3 protein-coding genes are annotated in these 2,729 nt (G+C 69.8%); 2 read left to right on the top strand and 1 reads right to left on the bottom strand.

Annotated features, from left to right (window positions below; all coding sequences use genetic code 11):
- Positions 1–781 (bottom strand): acyl-CoA dehydrogenase family protein (locus HUV06_RS15760; protein WP_174302189.1); only part of this gene is annotated, 781 nt, incomplete at its 3' end.
- 161 nt (positions 782–942) lie between these two features.
- Here HUV06_RS15760 and HUV06_RS15755 point away from each other — a divergent pair.
- Positions 943–1,290: a response regulator gene (locus HUV06_RS15755; RefSeq protein WP_174302188.1), complete on the top strand. Its 348-nt coding sequence runs from the start codon at positions 943–945 to the stop codon at positions 1,288–1,290.
- 106 nt (positions 1,291–1,396) lie between these two features.
- Positions 1,397–2,587 (top strand): acyl-CoA dehydrogenase, encoded by a 1,191-nt coding sequence (locus HUV06_RS15750; protein ID WP_174302187.1) that lies wholly within the window; start codon positions 1,397–1,399, stop codon positions 2,585–2,587.
- The last annotated feature ends 142 nt before the right edge of the window (positions 2,588–2,729 follow it).

Below are 2,729 nucleotides of genomic sequence, written 5' to 3'. Positions count from 1 at the left end.
CGCGGCCGCGGGCGCGGAGCTCGTCGCGCATGAGCTGGACCAGGCGCAGCACCGCCCCGGTCTGCACCGCCGCAAAGCGCCAGGCGCCCCCCTTGAACAGGGGCGCGCGGTAGTAGTCGCCGGGGCCGCCGATCACGTCGGCCGCTCCGACCTCCCAGCCGGTGAAGTCCACCGTGCCCGTGGCGGTGGCGCGCATCCCCTGGACGGTCCAGGCGGAGAGGTCGTGCGGAGGCGTCCGGGCCAGCCGCAGCGCCAGCATCAGCACCTGGCCCTCCCCGGTCCGCGCGGTCACCACGGGCCGCGACACCAACCCGAGGCCGGACGCATATGTCTTGCGGCCCCGCAGCCGGCCGGCCGCGCCCTGGTCCTCCTCAAGCTGCAGCCCGGGCGGCGCTTCGGCGTTCCACACCCCGCCCACCGCGCCGGCGTGGATGTCGTCGGCCAGGGCGCGCCTTTGCGCGTCGTCGCCGTAGCGGCAAACCAGCTTCACGGCATTCACGTGGCCCTCGAAGATGCGGCCGGCGGACAGGTCCGCGCCGCCGACCTGCATCAGGGTCCGGGCGAGACGGTCGGCCGCAGAGTCCAGACCTCCGCCTCCGTAGGCGGTGGGCAGGGCGTCTATGAACAGGCCGTGCTCGGCCAGCGGCCGGCAGAGCGCCGCCGGCTCAGCGCCGTCCTGGTCGAATTGGGCGCTGCGTCGCCACAGTTCGGCCGCCGCGTCCGCCAGGCGCGCCTCCATCGCGGCCGGCGGGCGTGTGGAAGGCGCGATTGCAAACGGCATGGTGCTGGAACGTGCCATTCCCGGACACGATCCTGGCGCGCGCGAGGCGTGTCTTCTCTCGCGCGCCGGACCCGGCCAGGCGGCGGACGCCGTCCCCAGATCATCGGGCCGAGGAACTTGTGCTCGCTCCGCCAACTTAACATAAATTGTGAGGGTCGCCCATGTGCCACGTGCTGATCATCGAGGATGACGCGATCGCGGCCTACGACATCCGCGACACCCTGCGCGGTGAAGGCGCGACCAGCTTCGCCTTCGCCGCCACCGAGCGCGAGGCCCTGGCCTGCGCGCGGGAAGAGCGGCCGGCCCTGATCACCTCCGACGTCATGCTGGGCGCGGGCTCCGGCCCGGCGGCGGTTCGGGTCATCCTGTCGGAGATCGGGCCCATGCCGGTGATCTTCATCACCGCGACCCCTGAGCAGTGCGCCGAGTGCGGGCCGTACCCCATATTGGAAAAACCCTTCAGCACCGAGCAGCTCGCCGCCGCCTTCCGGGCCGTCGCCCCGCTCTGAAGCCCTGGCCGAACACGCGCGCCGAGCCGCGGTCGCCTTCCAACATCGCCATCGTCGGCCTATAGTCCCGGGCGAGCCTTAACTGCGTTTGTCAGAGAAGATTGCCATGCCCCTGGACACCGGCGCCGAGACCAAGACGTACCGCTGGGACGATCCGCTCGATCTGACCAGTCGCCTCACCGACGAAGAGCGGATGATCAGCGAGGCGGCGCGCGCCTATGCCCGAGAGAAGCTGCTTCCCCGGGTGGTATCGGCCTTCTCCGAAGAGCGGTTCGACCGCGAGATCATGACCGAGATGGGGGCGCTGGGCTTCCTGGGCGCCACCTTGCCCGAACAGTACGGCGGCGCGGGCGCCAGCCACGTGGCCTACGGCCTGATCGCGCGGGAGGTCGAGGCGATCGACAGCGGCTACCGCTCGGCCATGAGCGTGCAGTCCTCGCTGGCCATGTACCCGATCTACGCATTCGGCTCCGAGGACCAAAAGCAGCGATTCCTGCCCAAGATGGCGCGGGGCGAGTTGATCGGCTGCTTCGGGCTGACGGAGGCGGAGGGCGGCTCCGACCCCGCCTCCATGCGGACCACCGCGAAGAAGGCCGACGGCGGCTATGTGCTGAACGGGGCCAAGTACTGGATCACCAACTCGCCGGTGGCGGGCCTGGCGATCGTCTGGGCCAAGCTGGACGGCGACATCCGCGGCTTCATCGTGGAGCGGGGCTTTGACGGCTTCACCACCACCAAGATCGGCGACAAGCTGAGCCTCAGGGCCAGCGTCACCGGCGACATCGGGCTTTCCGACGTGTTCGTGCCGGAGGCCAACCTGCTGCCGGGCGTGCGGGGCCTGCGCGGGCCCTTCTCGTGTCTGAACAAGGCGCGCTACGGCATCAGCTGGGGCGCCATGGGCTCGGCGGAATACTGCTTCCACGCCGCCAGAAGTTACGTGGCCGAACGCACCCTGTTCGGCCGGCCGCTGGCCTCTCGCCAGCTAGTGCAGAAGAAGCTGGCCGACATGTCCACCGAGATCGCGCTGGGCTTCGAGGGCGCGCTTGCGCTCGGCCGTTTGCTGGACGAGGGCGCCTGGGTGCCTGAGGCCATCTCCATGATGAAGCGCAACAATTGCGGCAAGGCGCTGGCCATCGCCCGGGAGGCCCGCGACATGCACGGCGGCGCCGGCATCACCGGCGAGCTGCACGTGCTGCGCCACGCCATCAACCTGGAGACGGTGAACACCTATGAGGGCGCCCATGATGTGCACGCCCTGATCCTCGGGCGCGCGATCACGGGGCACTCGGCCTTCTAGATCGACCACCCTTCGTCCCCGCTCATCCCGGCGAATGCCGGGACCCAGATCATAGGGCGGCGACCTCTAATACCAGGCGTCCTAAATACTGACCTGCGCCCATTGGCGGGTTCCGATGGAGGTGATGACCTCCGGCTTGGCG

Origin of the sequence: Caulobacter sp. S45, assembly GCF_903642205.1 — a bacterium.
Taxonomy (GTDB): Bacteria; Pseudomonadota; Alphaproteobacteria; order Caulobacterales; family Caulobacteraceae; genus CAHJWH01.
This window is presented reverse-complemented; position numbering and strand designations above follow the sequence as displayed.